This is a genomic window from Bacillus sp. GbtcB10 (assembly GCF_019091365.1).
Classification (GTDB): Bacteria; Bacillota; Bacilli; order Bacillales; family Bacillaceae; genus Bacillus; species Bacillus altitudinis.
The window spans coordinates 207,329-223,919 of the sequence record NZ_JAGXJP010000004.1 but is presented as its reverse complement, the minus strand read 5'-3'; the positions used below and the strand labels follow the sequence as shown (position 1 = coordinate 223,919).

Below are 16,591 nucleotides of genomic sequence, written 5' to 3'. Positions count from 1 at the left end.
CAATGATCAATCTTTCTGTTTCTTTTGAAAGTGATCCTTTGTTTCTTCAATAATCTCTAATACCTTTGGTGTTGTTTCCTTTAACTGATTCACCTGTTCATTCAGAAAAGACAAATCATCTGAGACCGTTCTCATCAATTGCTTCGTTTCTTCCATTTTTCCCCTCACGCAAGCAGACATCCTGCCAGGCTCCAAGCGGTATTCATCCAGCTTTTGCTGGCAGTCATTCCATTTTTCTTTCAGTACAGTTCTTGTTGGACGATGAAATAATGTCAGCAATATGCCGCAGGCTGCGCCTATAACAGCTCCCCGAAGCACGATTTGTTTGTTCTCTTCCATCTCATCTGATCTCCTTTCAGTTAAAGGTGTCTCTCTTTTTTTACATACGTCAAAAAACGATCAATTCCTGTTTCAATTAAATCATGTACTTCCTCAAAGTTCCCAGTGTAATAAGGATCTGGCACATCGTCTCGATCGTCGTCTTCTACAAAGTCAAGAAGACGGCCAATAAAGTGATGTTTTCCATAGCCAGCTAAACTGCGGAGGGCGCCTACATTTTCAGCATCCATCGCAATGATATAGTCGTATGTGGTGATATCCTTATCCATGATTTGTCTTGCAGTCATTCCTTCATAGCTGATACCCTTTTCATCAAGCAGCTTTCGTGTTCCTTCATGCGGAGGACTGCCTTGATGCCAGCCGCCAATGCCTGCTGAATCAATCACAAAGTGTTCACTCAGCCCTTCGTCTTCGACTCGTTTTCTAAACATCGCCTCTGCCATCGGTGACCTGCAAATATTGCCGAGGCACACAAATAATACATGAATCATCCTTCATTCTCCTCCTATCTTTTCCCTAAGAATCCCTTTGGAAAACCTTTTCTCTATCATATCAAGCCCTTTTTCTTTTGGAAACTTTGCAAGAAAAACTCCCATCGGCATTGACAAAATACACAAAAAAAGGAGAAACTTTAGGAGAATTACACAAACAAAGGGGGACATTAGATGGGAATCATTGAGCAGTTTGTCACGACGATGAACAATTTTTTGTGGGGGCCTCCCCTGTTGATTTTAATTGTTGGTACTGGAATCTACCTCACCTTTCGCATCCTCTTCATTCAAATTAGATTACTTCCTTATTCTTTAAAGCTCGCTTTTTCAAAACAAGACAAAACATCAGAGGGAGATATCTCCCATTTCCAAGCATTAATGACGGCTCTTGCTGCAACTGTCGGTACAGGGAATATCGTCGGTGTTGCCTCAGCTGTCATTGCAGGTGGTCCTGGTGCAGTATTTTGGATGTGGTTTGCTGCATTTTTCGGGATGGCCACCAAGTTTGCAGAAGCAGTTCTTGCTGTGAAATACAGGGTCAAAAACGAAAAAGGCGAAATGTCTGGCGGACCTATGTATTATTTAGAGCATGGCTTAAAACAGAAATGGCTAGGGGTGCTATTTGCTGTTTTCGGTGCCAGTGCTGCCTTTGGGATCGGCAACCTGGTACAGTCTAATTCCATCTCAGGCGTCATGAATTCTACTTTTCAAATTCCAACATGGGTAACAGGTATCATCATTACTGCCTTTACGGCACTCGTGATTTTAGGCGGAATTAAAAGTATCGGCCGAGTGACATCTATTTTTGTACCAGTCATGGCTTTATTTTACGTCATTTGTGGTCTGATCATTCTTGTCATGAATGCTGATCTTGTTCCAGGCGCAGTTGGGCTGATTTTTTCAGATGCCTTTACAGGTCAAGCCGTAGCAGGTGGTGCAATTGGAACTGTCATTCGCTGGGGTGTCGCACGAGGAGTCTTTTCCAATGAAGCTGGTCTTGGATCAGCACCAATTGCTGCTGCAGCTGCGAAAACGGATATGCCTGCCCGTCAAGCGCTCGTCTCTATGACGCAAGTGTTTATTGACACCATCATTGTTTGTTCTATCACTGGCATTACGATTGTCATGGCAGATATGTATTTAACAGAAAAAAGTGATGCGCTGACTTCGTTATCCTTTGCTCACTTCCTCGGTCCAGCTGGCTCAACTATTGTGGCAATCGGGCTGCTCCTGTTTGCCTATTCAACCATCATTGGCTGGTCCTATTATGGAGAGAAATGCTTTACATATTTGGTGAAGGATTCGTATGTCATGTATTATCGCATCGTGTTCGTGGTAGCTGTCTTTTTCGGTGCCGTGTTTAAGAATGACTTCGTCTGGGGCGTAGCAGATATGCTCAATGGACTGATGGCCATTCCAAACTTAATTGGACTCATCGGTTTATCAGGTGTTGTGGTGTTTGAATCCAAACGAATCATTGATAAGATCAAAGAGGAGAAAAAGGAAAAAAACATTTCAGTGTCGTCATAATAGCCCTTTTATTCTTTTGCTTTTCTGTTAAAATAGACATATTATTCGACACATGCAGGAAAGGACGTGCCGCCCTTGTCACAGCAAAAAGCGGCTGAAGTCAATCAGCTGATTGAAGACATTTCACAAAAGCTCAATATGCTGAATATTGGAGTCATCAAAGCCGAAGACTTCAGTCCAGATAAGTATGAAGATATTGAATTTCTTCACCAAATGGTGATGAAAAAATCTTCATTCAGCCCAAGTGAAATGCAAGCCATTGCAAGCGAGCTGAAAAGCTTAAGAAAATAATCGTGCACCTGATACTGAATTGCGGTTGACGCCGCTTTCTTACATCCATGCACAGAAAAAGCCAGCACCTCGCAAGGTGCTGGCTTTGTTTATCCTGTCAAAACTACTTATTTGGCGAGCAGTTTTAATGATTCACGGTTAAATGCTGGAATGTCATCAGGTGTACGGCTTGTGACAAGCTGATCCTGACAAACGACAACTTCTTCATCTTTGAATTTGGCGCCTGCGTTTTCCATATCTACTTGAATGGATGTATAGCCGGTTGCGCCTCTTCCTTCCAGCGTCTTCGCTGTAATAAGCAATTGCGGTCCATGACAGATCGCAAATACTGGTTTTTTCTCGTCCATAAAGGCTTTTGTGAATTGCACGTAGCGATCATCCGCACGCAGAATGTCTGGTGAGAAGCCGCCAGGAATCAGAAGTGCATCGAAGTCTTCTGGTTTCACGTTATCGATAGACGCATCGACTCTTACTTCTGCCTCTCCTTGCTTTCCTTTCACTGTTTTTCCTTTTTCGTTTTCAATTACTGTGATCTCATGGCCTGCGTCTTTAAAGGCTTTTGCAGGCTCGGTGAATTCAACATCCTCAAAGTAATCTGTTAAGACAACTGCAATTTTCTTACCCATGTAGAAACCCTCCTGCTTGATTATCGTTTACACTACACACTATACCCCCACCAATTGAAATCAAACATCCTATCCCTATGAGAAAACCCCCTTTCATAAAAATAAGCATTTAGACTCATTCACATTCCCTTAACAAGGTAATTCGTATGATTTATGTTATCTTTACAATAATCTGCAAAAAATAACTACAAAAGTTAACGAAACATTTCTACAATAGGTATTGTGGTCAAAAAAATTAGAAAGGCGGAGATCAGGTGAAGAAGCAAGCACATAGGTCTAAACGAAGGAAAAACCTGTCTATTCTGCTCACTTCCATTATGTTGATTAGTCTCATTCTCCCAGCAGTACCTACTCATGCAGAAACAGAAAGCGGCAGCGCCGTAAAGGTCAGTATCTTAGCCACAACGGATGTTCATGCGAACATGATGAATTACGATTATTACAGCGACAAAGAAACAAATGAATTCGGTTTGGCAAAAACAGCCGAGCTGATTGACAAGCACCGTTCACAAAATCCTAATACACTCCTTGTTGATAACGGAGACCTGATTCAAGGAACCCCTCTTGGAGAATACGTTTATAAAAATGAAAAAGACAGCATCATCAATCAAACAAAGGTTCACCCCATTATTCATACACTCAACAAACTAAAATATGATGCAGGCACACTCGGCAATCATGAATTTAACTACGGTTTATCTTTTCTTGACGGTACCATTGCGGGCGCCAACTTCCCGATTGTCAATGCAAACGTCAAAAAGTTAAACGGAGAACACCGATTTACTCCTTATGTCATTCAGGATAAAACCTTTAAAGATGCAAACGGAGCCTCCCAAACTGTGAAAGTCGGTTACATAGGATTCGTACCACCACAAATTATGACGTGGGATAAGAAACATTTAGATGGACAAGTTCAAGTGCAAGATATTGTGGAGTCTGCCAATGAAACCATTCCAGAAATGAAAGCAAAAGGCGCAGATGTCATCGTCGCTCTTGCTCATACAGGAATTGAAAAAACAGCTTCACCTAAAGGATCAGAAAATATGATCTTTGACCTTGCCACGAAAACAAAAGGCATTGATGCGATTGTGTCTGGCCACCAGCATGGCACATTCCCAAGCGCTGAATATAGCGGCGTTGACAAATTTGATGTCGCAAAGGGAACCATTAATGGCATTCCTGTCGTCATGTCAAAAAACTGGGGAAGCTACCTCGGGGTCATTGATTTAACGCTAGAACCAGACGGAAGCAACTGGAAAGTCACAGACGGAACAGGCAAAATCGAATCCGTTGCCGGGGTGACATCTCAAAACAGTACAGTGAAAAATGCCATTCAAACAACTCACCAAAACACCCTAGATTACGTCAGAAAGCCAGTTGGAAAAACAGAAGCAGACATTAACAGCTTTTTCGCTCAAGTGATGGATGACCCTTCTATTCAAATCGTGACAGATGCCCAGAAATGGTATGCACAAGAAAAAATGAAAGATACTTCGTACAAAAACTTGCCGATTCTCTCTGCAGGTGCACCATTTAAAGCCGGCGGACGCAATGGTGTGAACTATTATACAAATATCGCAAAAGGTGATTTAGCGATTAAAAACATCGGTGATCTTTACCTTTACGATAACACCGTGCAGATTGTAAAACTAAAAGGCAGTGAAGTAAAAGACTGGCTTGAAATGTCTGCTGGTCAGTTTAACCAAATCAAACCAAATACTTCAAATGAACAGCCTATTTTAAACGAAGAATACCGCTCATATAATTTTGATGTGATCGATGGTGTGACGTACCAAGTAGATGTCACACAGCCTGCTAAATACAGCACAACAGGCACACTTGTTAACGCTAGTGCGAACCGCATCAAAAACTTGTCTTACAACGGAAAACCCGTTTCTGACAATCAAGAATTTTTAGTCGTGACAAACAACTACCGTGCATCTGGCGGCGGAGGGTTCCCGCACCTCACACAAGATAAAGTGGTGCTCGCCTCAGCAGATGAGAACCGCCAAGTGCTGATGGATTATATTATTGAACAAAAAACCATTAACCCAAGCGCAGATCAAAACTGGTCCATTGCACCAGTAAAAGGCGCAACAGTCACCTTTGAATCTTCTCTACTTGCAAAACCGTTCGCAGAGAAATCAAGCAGCGTCGACTTTATTCGGAATGCCAGCACAGACGGACTTGGCGTGTACAAGCTAGCGTTTAAAGATGATGGTACAACAGAACCACCTGCAACAGACAATTGGCATTTAACGGTGATGCATACAAACGATACACATGCACATCTGGATGATGCAGCAAGACGCGCAACCAAGATCAAAGAAGTTCGCGCCCAAAGCGAAAACAATATTTTATTAGACGCTGGAGATGTCTTCTCTGGTGATCTCTATTTCACAAAATGGCAAGGACTTGCCGATCTGAAACTGATGAACTTAATGAAATACGATGCCATGACGTTCGGGAATCATGAATTTGACAAAGGTCCATCTGTCCTTCGTCAATTCCTGACAGGTGATGCATCCAGTGTAGATGCTAAAAACCGTCACCAGTTTGAAAAACCGAACTTCCCGATCGTGTCATCAAACGTGAATGTCTCTAAGGAAAAACAGTTAAGCGATTTAGTGAAAAAACCAGCAACATTTAAAGCTGGTGAGAAAAAAGAAGCTGGCATTTACCCTTACATTCTACTTGACGTAAATGGTGAAAAGGTCGCTGTATTTGGTCTAACCACTGAAGACACAGCGATTACATCCAGCAGTGGTCCCAACATTCAATTTCAAGATGCATACAAAAAAGCAAAAGAAACAGTCAAAACCATTCAAACTAAAGAAAAAATCAATAAAATTATTGCGCTCACACATATTGGCTATAACCGTGATCTAGAACTGGCTCAAAAAGTAGATGGCATTGATCTCATCATTGGTGGTCACACCCACACCCTTGTTGAAAAATTAAAGGTCATCAATAAAAAAGAACCAACGATTGTTGCGCAAGTAAAAGACTACGGACAATTTTTAGGAAAAGTAGACGTGGCCTTTGACAAAAAAGGCGTCGTACAGCCAAAAGAATCTACTTTTGACCTCATCACGATCGACGACTCTGTGAAAGAAGATGCGGACGCAAAAGCGATTCTTGATCAGTACAAGGCAGATATCCAAGATTTAAAAACCGAAAAAGTCGGGACGTCAGATGTCTTTTTAGATGGACAACGTGAACACGTCCGTGCAAAGGAAACGAACCTTGGAAACTTTATTGCAGATGGCATGTTAAAGAAAGCACAAGAATCTGCTGGGGCTGACCTTGCCATTACAAACGGCGGTGGTATTCGAGGCAGCATTGAAAAAGGAGATATCACATTAGGGGATATTTTAACTGTGATGCCTTTTGGAAACACACTATATGTCGCAGATTTAAAAGGCAGTCAAATTAAAAAAGCGCTTGAACAAGGTCTTTCAGGCATTGAAGAAGGCGGAGGCGCATTCCCTCATGTAGCCGGTATTGAATATACGTTTACACTGAGTAAACCAGCTGGCAGCAGACTGATTGATGTCAAATTGAAAGATCAAAAGGGCAATCTGACTGACATTGATGATCAGAAAACATACCGCGTGGCGACTAACGCATTCGTCGGCACAGGCGGTGATGGCTACAGCGTCTTTACAGAAGCGTCTCATGGTGAAGACTTAGGCTATGTTGACTATGAAATCTTCAAAGAACAAATTGAACAGGCAGACGGTCATATTTCTCCAGTCATCGACCATCGAGTGAAAGAAGTATTCCTTCCTCGCTTGAAAGGAAAAGGCGCCTATGACATTCAAGATGATGAGAAATTCCAAACGTATGTGCAGCATACGAACAAAGCATTGCTCTATTTAGACAAAGCAACCGAAGCGAAAAAGGTTCAATTGTCTCTATCAAAAGGACAAGTAGCTGAACTGAAGAAACGAGAGCAAGATCCAAACGTCACCATCTATCATGACAAAGTCGGTCTAGCATTACCGCTCTCCAATTTGTCAGAGCAACAAGCAGATATATCAATGGCAAAAACAAATAAAGTGAAAAACGCATTAACCGACACATACGATTTCCGAATCAAACAAGATCAGAAAAATGTCTCTACCTTTAAAGATCCTGTCACACTGTCCTTTACATTAGATGCGCCTGAAAAAGCGAAAAAACCAGGTGTCTATTATGTCGATCGTGAGAAAAACCGCTATGCCAAAACAAGTAACGGTTCATTCAAAAACGGGATTGTCTCAGGTAAAACGGAGCACTTTAGTGAATACACCGTACTCAATCAAAGTGAAGCTGCTGGAACAGCTCCAGACCAAACTGGCGGAGACGGTGGAACTTCTGCTCCAGGCGGTTCGGATCCAAGTCAGGATGGAAGCAGCATGCCAGGCGGCACACTGCCGAATACGGCAACGATGATGTATACAGCGGTATTAATTGGCTTGCTCATGCTCGCCTCAGGCGGTATCCTTTATTACTACCAGCGCAAGCGCACACGAAACAAAGTATCATCTTAATAGAAAAGGACAGAGCATTTGCTCTGTCCTTTTTTGCATCTCACTATCAATCTTGGGATAAATACATCCAATGACGGTCATCAAATTCTTTCACATCATCTGACCCTATATGACGCAGCATTCTATTAAAGAACGTGATATCATCTTCATCATCAACGGCATATAAATCCTTTTGAACATATTCTCTCGTAATGAAATTCGTTAAGTTCGTGTTATTCACAAATTCAGCAAAGTACGATTTCACAAGGGTTGAATCTTCTTCACTTAATGTTTCATCACTGATAATTGAAATATGAAATACATTCAAAATCGCTTGAATGTCTTCTTCATCCATATAACATAATGGCTCTAATTTTCTATCTTCTTCCGTAAACGGTTTTCGCGTGTCTTCAATGATGACATAACATAAAATCCTGTGACCTTTCATCACGCTAAAAATTTCTAAATCTCGTAATTTGAGTGGTCTATTCAGTCTGATCATTTTTCCTCCTGAGATGTTGCTCTCGTTATTGTTTAATCCCTTGTTTCCCTACAACCTGAAATAGACAGAGCTTCGGCCCTGTCTACTTCTCTCTTCTAGCAAAATCCACGAATCTGAAACGATCTAGCCGGTGGCGGCTTTCAGTGTATTGGAATAGACTCGTATCCTCCAAGAACACATAATTTTTCACCACCACCACATGATCAAACCCGTTCAAATCAAGATACCTCTCATCTTCTTCAGTACATGGCTCGACCACAAATTCCTTTTGAGCATAACTAATCGAGACCCCAAGTTCTCCTTCAATATACTCGTAGATCGATCCTTCACAAATGTCCTTAGACAAGAACGGCACATGTTTTTGCAAGAAGTAATCTTTGTCTAAAATGACTTCTTCTCCGCTAATATTGCGAGAGCGAATGACTTCCCAAACGTCCTCCTGCCCACTGATTTTCAGCTGAGACTGAATATACTGATCTGGCTTGATTAAACCGAACTCATGAACCGTTGTTACCGTCTTGCGTCCAAGCGTTTGGGAAAGCTCTTTAAAGCTGACAAGACCCGAAACTGGGAACTGCATTTTCTCTCGATTCAGCAATACTGAGCCTTTCCCACGAATTTTTTGGATATAGCCATTTTGCACAAGGATGTTTAATGCCTTTCTCACCGTCTCACGGGATGTGTCATACATGACAGACAGCTCATGTTCTGATGGGAGGATGCCTTTATCCTGCCATTCACCTTGTTCAATTCGTCTAGCGAGCTGATCATAAATCACTCGAAACTTATTCTCTTTCATTTTCCCTCCGCCCCATTTACTAGCGTTTGGTTAAATGATAAACGATTGACTCATATGGGCGCAACGTAAATCCCTTGATATCTGCCGGCACATCCTCATAATTGGACAGCAAGACTTGCCCTTCCATTTCATTGACATCCTTTGCAAGCTCATCTGGAAGTGTAAAGTCCGTCTCGCCTGCATAAAAATGGTTGATCACGAGAATCTTCTCATCTTTGCCTTCTCGGACATATGCAAACACCTTTGGATCATCTGAAAGCAGTAAAGTAAAGCTCCCATAGGTGATTACATCAAGTTCTTTGCGAAGTCTACAAAGGGCTTGATAATGATAAAAAATCGACGTCTCATCTTTTAAGGCAGCTTCTACTGAAATGCCGTTTTGAGCTGGTTCAATCCAAGGCGTACCTTTTGAGAACCCCACATTTTTTTCCGACGTCCATTGCATAGGTGTCCTTGCGTTATCTCTTGATTTGACCTGTAAAATCGCCAAAGCTTCTTCCTTTGTTTTCCCTTTTTCAAGCATGACTTCGTACATATTCAGTGATTCGATATCGCGGTATGACGAAATGTCCTCAAAACGAGGATTCTTCATCCCAATTTCTTCACCTTGATAAATATAAGGAGTGCCTTGCATCAAATGAATGGTGGTCGCCAGCATCTTCGCTGATTGCTGATGGTACGTGCCATCATCACCGTATCTAGACACGATGCGTGGCTGATCATGGTTGCACCAAAATAATGCGTTCCAGCCGCCGCCCTCATGCATTTTCGTCTGCCATTCTGACAGAATTGATTTCAACTCTAGAAAATCAAATGGCGCAATGGCCCACTTTTCACCGTTAGGATAGTCAACTTTTAAATGATGAAAATTAAACGTCATATCCAGCTCCTGCCGATCAGGTCTTGTATACCGAATGCAGTCTGCAATATTCGTTGAAGACATTTCCCCCACGGTCATGCTATCGTATTTCGAAAACACTTCCTGGTTCATTTCATGCAAGAATTCATGAATTCTCGGCCCATCTGTATAGTACATACGCCCGTCACCTTGCACTGATTGCCCAGCATCATCTAAAAAGCGTTGATCCTTTGAAATGTTATTGATGACATCCAGTCTGAATCCATCGATCCCTTTTTCAAACCAAAAGTGCATGATGTCATATACTTTCCTGCGCACTTCATCATGTTCCCAGTTGAGGTCTGCCTGGGTAACATCATATAAATGAAGATAATAGTCACCTGTCGCTTCATCTAATTCCCACGCTGGCCCGCCAAACTTTGACTGCCAATCATTCGGAGGAGAGCCGTCCGCTTTCGGCTCCTTCCAAATATAATAGTCTCGATACGGGTTTTCCTTCGACTCTCGGGAGGCTTGAAACCACTCATGGAAAATAGATGTATGGTTCACGGCTAGATCCATGATGACACGAATCCCTCGTTCATGTGCTTCTTTCAGCATGTGCTCAAAATCGGCCATTGTGCCGTACATGTCATGGATTTTTGTATAATCACTAATATCATAACCGTTGTCATGCTGTGGTGACTCATACATAGGGGTCAGCCAAATACAATCCGCCCCTAGCTCTTTGATATAGTCGAGCTTTTTCGTCACGCCATTGATATCACCTGTACCAGAGCCTGTTGTGTCTAAAAAGCTCTTCGGATAGATTTGATAGACCACGGCTTTTTTCCACCACGGTTCGTTTGTTTGTTGATTCAATTTCCTTCACCACCACTAGTTAAGTTCTTGTGATACATCCTTCTTTTTAAGTTTTGCATATAAAAGGGTACCAATGAATGGGACGATCAGCACAATCACCATTCCGATGGCAAATGCCCCCCAATATTTCGGAATGATCGAGAAGATTCCTGGAATGCCTCCAACGCCGACTGAACTTGCCAGTACCCCTTGTGAGGCAATAAACATACCAGCTATCCCTGAACTGATCAGGGCAAAAATAAACGGGAATCTATAGCGCAAGTTCACCCCAAACATCGCCGGTTCAGTAATCCCCAAGTAAGCAGAAATACTTGATGTCAGCGAGAGCCCTTTTTGCTTTTCATCTTTTAAGACAAACATCATCGCAAGTGCCGCTGATCCTTGAGCAATATTAGATAGTGCGAGCATTGGCCATAGGAACGTGCCGTGCAGTTTTGAGTTAATCAGCTGAATATCGACTGCTAGGAACGTATGATGCATCCCTGTAATGACTAACGCTGCATACAATCCGCCATATAAAAGACCGCCAAGTGCTGCGAATTGCTGGAATACGGTGACGAGTCCAGATGTTAAAACGTTTCCGATCGCAAATGTAACGGGACCAATGACGATAAATGATAAAAATCCAATGAGTAATAATGTAATTGGTGCAACAACTAACAGCTGAATACTTTCAGGTGTCCGTTTTGTTATAATTAATTCGAGCTTTGCGAGTAAATAGGAGGCGACGAGTATCGGAAGAACCTGCCCTTGGTAACCTACCTTTTGTACTTCAAGTCCAAACAAATTCCAAACAGGAATGTCACCTGTCTTTTCCGCCGCTCCATACCCCCACGCATTCAACAGATCTGGATGTACAAGCATCAGTCCGAGGACCATCCCTAAAAGTGGATTACCTCCAAACCGCTTGACAGCCGACCAGCCAATTAATGCTGGCAAAAAGGTAAAGGCAGTGCCTGCAATCAAGTTGATCATATTTGCTAAATCCGCCCATGCCGGATACACATCCACAATGGATTTTTGATCAAAGAAAATATCAGGAGCTGTTAAAATATTATTAATCCCCATCAATAAACCGGCTGTCACGATAGCTGGAAGGATTGGAATGAAGATATCTGCAAGCGTTTTCACCGCACGCTGAAGTGGGTTTAATTTCTGATCAGAGGCACGCTTGACGTCCTCTTTTGTCGCTTCGCCGATTCCCGTCTGTTTGACCATTTCGGCATAAACCCGATTCACCACTCCTTGACCAATGACCACTTGGTATTGGCCATTCGCTGAGAAAGATCCCTTCACTTCATCAATTTGTTCTAGTGCTTTCTCATCCACCTTAGCTTCATCTTTTAGCACAAAACGAAGTCTTGTCACACAATGTGTGGCTTGATCAATGTTTTCTTTGCCGCCAATGGCTTTCACAATCTGATCTGCCGCTGCCTGATAATCAGCCATGCTATCCCCTCCGAGATCGTTTTTTTATAAGAAAAAAGAATCAAAACTTGTATATACATGTTCACTTCATATTTTATATTTGTATATACATGTAGTCAATAAGAAAATGTAGCGCTTTCATAAAAAAAGCTCCCTCAATGTGCTCAGAGAGGCAGCGTGTCATCATCTTTTTTATGCTCCGTTAGTTTTTCGTAGACCCTATTCTTATAAAAGGAGGAGGCTGGACGAGCAAACGTTTGGCGCTTGGATGTGAGTTCATCGAGGCGTTTCTGTTTTTCCTCACATATGAGAGAGAGTTTTTTTCTTTCTTCTCCATCTATACTCGTTTTCAGTAATTCTTTGACCGTCATTAGTTCTTTTTTCAAAGCGGTTTCTTCCCCGGCAAAGCCTGCATTTTTCATGATTCGATAGCCCATCCTCAGCTCTTCAGGTACATGAGCAGCATCATCCTTTGGCAGAGGTTTCCCAAAGCCTGATAGTCCTTCAAAAGCTCCATGGTCCATCGCCTTTTTGATCCGTTCTTCTGACAATCTCTGCGCAAAATCCATGACACGTCTCCTTTCAGATCGTCTGATATTTGGTTAAGCATAGCAAAAAAGCTGGCTCTCTTCCAAGAGCCAGCTTTCTCATTATTTTTTGTCGATTTTAAAAGTAGATACCATTTGTGCCAAGTCCTCTGACATGTCAGAGAGCTGTTCAATCGCACTTGAAATTTGCTGCATGCCAGCACTTTGCTGTTCTGTTGCTGCCGCTACTTCTTGAGAGCTTGCCGCATGTTCTTCCGACACGACCGAAATTTGTTCAATCGATGTAGAAATTGTTTGATATGCTCGTTCTACCTGCTGAATAGATTGAAGCAAATTGTTCGTTCTGCTTGCAAATTGAGACACTCCATCATAAATACCAGCGAAGTTCTGCGAGGTGCCTTTCATTTGCTCACGGCCTTCTTCCACTGCTTTACTGCTTTCCTCCACGCTTTCAAGGACACGCTGACTATTTTCCTGTGTGCCAATGACTAAGTCTGAGACCGTTTTAGCTGCATCAGCTGACTGTTCAGCTAACTTACGGACTTCATCAGCGACAACAGCAAATCCTTTTCCTTCTTCTCCTACACGTGCGGCTTCAATAGAAGCATTCAGTGCAAGCAGATTCGTTTGCGCTGAAATGTCCGTAATAATGGAGATGACACTTTCAATTTCTGTTGAATGTGATTGCAATTCTTCTGCCGCTTGCTTGGAGCTTGTCATCATGTCATGTAACATGTTGAGATGTTCAAGCACATGCTGCACCAATTTTTGACCAGATTCTGACTGCTCTTGTACTTCTGATGAAACAGATTTCATTTCATCCACTTCTTTTGTCACGCCTTCGATTTGAGTATCGATTTCCGCAACAGATGTTGTGCAGTCTGTAATGTTTGCGACTGAATCATTGATTCCTTCACTCATATTCGTCATCGCTTCTGACACTTGTTGTGCACTTTGACTAGATTCCGTTGTCACTGTGCGAAGCTGTGAAGACATTCTCGACACTTCACTTGATGAGTTTGAGATCTTCCCAATAAGCTCTTTGATCCGTCCCTGCATTTTCTGGAAGGAAGCCGCTAATTGACCGATCTCATCTTTACTTTGAACTTCTACCATGCCAGTTAAATCACCATCTGCAATTCGATCCGCTGATTCCATTAATGAGCGTGCTGGTTTTGCAATTCTTCTTCCCATGAAGAATGAGAAGAGTAATCCACCGATGAGCACAATCGCAGATGCTACTGTAATATAAATTGTCAGTTTTTTCGTTGTTGCTGGAACAACAGACGCATCTAAGTCAATTCCTAAAATCCCCGTGAGTTCACCACCTGAATCTTTAATTGGTAAAAAGACGGATTTATGAGTCCCATACGAATCAACGTAAATGTCACTTTTGACCATTTTATCTTCAGAAAGAGCTTCTTTCATTTCATCTGAAAAGACATAATCTTGATCAAAATCATTGTCTTCCCCTGTTAGTACGATGATTCTTTCTTTGCCGCCCTTATTTGATAACACGTATAAGTTCTCAAGCGTATGATCTTTTTGTAGTTCTGTGAATTTCTTTTTGATCTCCACATAAATAGGGTCATCCTTCCCGCTAATGCTAAGGACATTTCCATCCATATTATCGATTTCTTTTTTCGCTGTATCAATATCTGTTGTTAATCGATAATCAAATTGCTTTAATAATTGGGAGGATAAATCCTGGCTAACTAAATAAAATGTTAGAACGAATAATGCAACGGTTGCGAGTAATGTTACGACAACGACTGACATGATTTTGGAGGATATCGTAAGTCCTCCAAACTTCCTTTGTTTCGCCATTTTTTTCTACATCTCCACTCTCAATTTTAATTTAAGCCTCTACACTTTCAAATTGTCCACAAACAGATGCAATGACATCTTTTAAATAAGATACGATATGAGGGATATGCTCCGGTAACGTATAAGGTGAAATCACAAAAAATTTACTCACACTTAGATAGAATTCTTGACCTTCTTTGGCATTGACTTGTAAAAACTTCGTTGTATCACCAAAGAACATTTCGTCTCTTTTCTCTCCAAGCTTTTCAAAGAGGATTTTGTTCAAATCATTGTTACGCTCAATTTCCATAGCAGTTGCTTCTCCAGATATTTCTTCCTTAAAACGAGGAGAACCGTCTAGGTAAATTCTAAACAATGTAGCCATTCCGACATTGTCATCATTGACGACTTCTGCTTGCGGAATTTCCTGACGGAGCGCTTCTCTAAATGCAAGGTTCACCTCTAAAAATTGACCGAGCAAGCGCTGGTATCCTTCAATTCCAAACGTTAGCAGCACACTTAGCATGCTGATGGAGCTTCCCATTCTTGAGCATTCAAGCGTATAACCGGTATGGTATTCCCCGTATCCTCTATGTCCAACATATGGTGTTTCTTGTTCTTCTAGGTCCAAGCGCTTTAAGTCAGCAGCGTTTTTCACTAAGAATAAACTAGATGTGTACGGTGTTTGTCCAAGTTTTTGAAAATCAAAACACATCGTATCAGCAAGAGAAAGATGCTGAAACTTTGCTTTGATTTCTTTTAACATACGAAGAACACCGTCTGAGAATTGCAGCGGGTTTTCAGATACATCATACTCATTAAAGAAAGCAAAGAATCCACCAAGCGCCGAATCTGCATGAATATGCGGCACCTTGAGACCATACTTCTCAGCAATGGCTTCGGCCGTTTCACGCACCCCTTTTACATCATCAATTGCAATGGCATCTGTTGTTCCGGTTGTTGCCACAATATAAACGGGAATTCCGCCATTTTGGGCAACACGTTCCATTTGACAACGCAAATCTTCCATATCCATCGAATGATCTTTATTCGTCTTAATTCTGATTAAGTTGTCTGTGCCAAGCCCTGTTGCTTCCATTGACTTAAATAAGCTGTAATGTGCTGCATCAGAACAAAACGCATAAAGATTTTGCGGGACACCTTTTCGTAATGACTCCGGTGCAACTTTCGAAATTGCTAAACGAAGCCCCGAGAAAATAGCCCCTTGACCTCCCCATGTTGTGTAGCCCCCGCTCACATTTGGATCATATCCGATGAGCTTAGACATCATTGAGACCACTCTGACCTCAGCTTCTGCGCCTGCTGGTCCATACACATCCCATAGGTTGTTTCCGTTAACCAGCATAGCCGTCAGCATGCCTAGAATTCCTGGTGTACTTGCCATTGGCAAAATGTTCGTGAAGAAATACTTCGTGTGGTATGGATGATTATGTAAAAGCTTCAGTAATTCTTCATTCACAAGTTCCGCTTGTTGTCCGTTCATCGGAATTTGACTTGTTTCAGTGAGCTTTTTGTAAAAGTCCTCCTCGCGATTCTTTTCACCTTTTAGGTGAGCACGGTTCGGATCCTTCAGGTCATCGACCCCTGAAATGATCTGTTCCATTAATTTAATGAGTTCTTTCCGCTCTTCTGCATTTCCGTCCTCACTCGGAAACCAGTTCTGAACGAGGTTCTGTGCTCGTACAGTCATATACTATCAATCCTTTCAATGGAAGATTTCCTGTCACTGTCTATATCGACCCCGTTTCAAAAGTTTATAGTGTCGAACTGTTCACTTAAGTATATTTAGATAATTTGTTCACCCATCAAAAAGAATAGAACCCTTACAATACACATCAAAACCATTATGTTTGTGAAACAACAATATATATCAATATACTTTCTTGAAGGAATTATTATCCAGACAATTCAGCGGTTTATTCATTCATTTTTTTTACTTAACCTGCATAAACATTAATAAACACTGGAAATACGCC

The 16,591-nt window shown here is 41.8% G+C and carries 13 protein-coding genes; 3 read left to right on the top strand and 10 right to left on the bottom strand.

What is annotated here, in order from left to right; genetic code table 11:
• Nucleotides 1–6: 6 nt before the first annotated feature.
• Both KVT11_RS16015 and KVT11_RS16010 read right to left on the bottom strand, forming a co-directional pair.
• Nucleotides 7–339: a hypothetical protein gene (locus KVT11_RS16015; RefSeq protein ID WP_058214342.1), complete on the bottom strand. Its 333-nt coding sequence runs from the start codon at nt 337–339 to the stop codon at nt 7–9.
• Between the two features lie 20 nt (nt 340–359).
• A complete protein-coding gene (locus tag KVT11_RS16010) occupies nt 360–830 on the bottom strand; it encodes a low molecular weight protein-tyrosine-phosphatase (RefSeq protein WP_017358791.1) in 471 nt (156 codons plus the stop codon).
• Nucleotides 831–1,004: 174 nt separating this feature from the next.
• On the opposite strand from KVT11_RS16010, the gene KVT11_RS16005 reads away from it, so the two are divergent.
• Nucleotides 1,005–2,360 carry an alanine/glycine:cation symporter family protein gene (locus KVT11_RS16005; RefSeq protein ID WP_116307637.1) on the top strand — a complete coding sequence of 452 codons (1,356 nt, stop codon included), beginning with the start codon at nt 1,005–1,007 and terminating at the stop codon, nt 2,358–2,360.
• Nucleotides 2,361–2,435: 75 nt separating this feature from the next.
• Nucleotides 2,436–2,651: a DUF1128 domain-containing protein gene (locus KVT11_RS16000; protein ID WP_008341757.1), complete on the top strand. Its 216-nt coding sequence runs from the start codon at nt 2,436–2,438 to the stop codon at nt 2,649–2,651.
• A 107-nt stretch (nt 2,652–2,758) separates the two neighbouring features.
• On the opposite strand, the gene KVT11_RS15995 is transcribed toward KVT11_RS16000, so the two are convergent.
• Nucleotides 2,759–3,277 (bottom strand): type 1 glutamine amidotransferase domain-containing protein, encoded by a 519-nt coding sequence (locus tag KVT11_RS15995; RefSeq protein ID WP_007496591.1) that lies wholly within the window; start codon nt 3,275–3,277, stop codon nt 2,759–2,761.
• 254 nt (nt 3,278–3,531) lie between these two features.
• Between KVT11_RS15995 and KVT11_RS15990 the strand changes: the two genes are divergently transcribed.
• Entirely contained in the window at nt 3,532–7,812 is a 4,281-nt protein-coding gene (locus tag KVT11_RS15990; RefSeq protein ID WP_099496388.1) for a multifunctional 2',3'-cyclic-nucleotide 2'-phosphodiesterase/3'-nucleotidase/5'-nucleotidase, read from the top strand.
• Nucleotides 7,813–7,858: 46 nt separating this feature from the next.
• Here the strand turns inward: KVT11_RS15990 and KVT11_RS15985 are convergent, their stop codons facing one another.
• The 7 genes from KVT11_RS15985 to KVT11_RS15955 form a co-directional block, all read right to left on the bottom strand.
• On the bottom strand, nt 7,859–8,293 hold the full coding sequence (locus tag KVT11_RS15985) for a hypothetical protein (protein ID WP_017358788.1): 435 nt from the start codon (nt 8,291–8,293) through the stop codon (nt 7,859–7,861).
• An 82-nt stretch (nt 8,294–8,375) separates the two neighbouring features.
• Nucleotides 8,376–9,092, bottom strand: a complete 717-nt coding sequence (treR, locus tag KVT11_RS15980; protein WP_017358787.1) for a trehalose operon repressor — start codon at nt 9,090–9,092, stop codon at nt 8,376–8,378.
• Nucleotides 9,093–9,111: 19 nt separating this feature from the next.
• Nucleotides 9,112–10,812: an alpha,alpha-phosphotrehalase gene (gene treC, locus KVT11_RS15975; RefSeq protein WP_017358786.1), complete on the bottom strand. Its 1,701-nt coding sequence runs from the start codon at nt 10,810–10,812 to the stop codon at nt 9,112–9,114.
• Nucleotides 10,813–10,827: 15 nt separating this feature from the next.
• The gene (gene treP, locus KVT11_RS15970; RefSeq protein WP_116307633.1) at nt 10,828–12,261 is read right to left on the bottom strand and encodes a PTS system trehalose-specific EIIBC component; all 1,434 of its coding nucleotides are present in this window, start codon (nt 12,259–12,261) and stop codon (nt 10,828–10,830) included.
• A 143-nt stretch (nt 12,262–12,404) separates the two neighbouring features.
• Nucleotides 12,405–12,809 (bottom strand): DnaJ family domain-containing protein, encoded by a 405-nt coding sequence (locus KVT11_RS15965; RefSeq protein ID WP_017366818.1) that lies wholly within the window; start codon nt 12,807–12,809, stop codon nt 12,405–12,407.
• Between the two features lie 81 nt (nt 12,810–12,890).
• Nucleotides 12,891–14,615 (bottom strand): methyl-accepting chemotaxis protein, encoded by a 1,725-nt coding sequence (locus KVT11_RS15960; RefSeq protein ID WP_058214346.1) that lies wholly within the window; start codon nt 14,613–14,615, stop codon nt 12,891–12,893.
• Between the two features lie 31 nt (nt 14,616–14,646).
• A complete protein-coding gene (locus KVT11_RS15955; protein WP_217609074.1) occupies nt 14,647–16,305 on the bottom strand; it encodes a pyridoxal phosphate-dependent decarboxylase family protein in 1,659 nt (552 codons plus the stop codon).
• Between the last annotated feature and the right edge of the window lie 286 nt (nt 16,306–16,591).